1 pseudogene is annotated in these 559 nt (G+C 55.3%); it reads right to left on the bottom strand.

The features are described 5' to 3' along the window. Window positions 1-559 (bottom strand): annotated as a pseudogene (locus ACTHUR_RS16940) (excinuclease ABC subunit B); the annotation flags it as partial.

Genomic DNA, 559 nt, shown 5'->3' with positions numbered 1-559 from the left:
GCGTTTGGTGAGGGTGGTAACGAGCACGCGTTCGCCTTTTTGGATGCGGTCGTTGATTTCGCTCATTAAGTCATCAACTTGGGTGGCGACGGGGCGGATGATGATTTGGGGATCGACCAGCCCGGTGGGGCGGACGACTTGTTCGACTACTTGTCCGGCGTGTTCTTCTTCGTATTTGGCGGGGGTGGCGGAAACGAAAATGGTTTGCGGCATGACTTTTTCAAATTCGTGGAACTTGAGCGGTCGGTTGTCTCGGGCGGAAGGCAGGCGGAAGCCGTAGTCCACGAGGTTTTGCTTGCGCGATGCGTCGCCTTTGTACATGCCGCCGATTTGGGTGACGGTAACGTGGCTTTCGTCGATGAACATGATAGCGTTGTCGGGCAGGTAGTCCATCAGCGTGGGCGGCGGTTCGCCTTCTTTTTTTCCGGAGAAGTGGCGGGAGTAGTTTTCGATGCCTTTGCAGAAGCCCATTTCGTAGAGCATTTCGAGGTCGAAGCGGGTGCGCTGTTCAATGCGTTGTTGTTCGACAGGGCGTTGTTCGCGGGCAAAAAATTCAATG

Source organism: Neisseria sp. P0021.S007, assembly GCF_051956855.1.
Note: the sequence above shows the minus strand (reverse complement) of the source record. Positions and strands in the feature narration are given on the sequence as shown.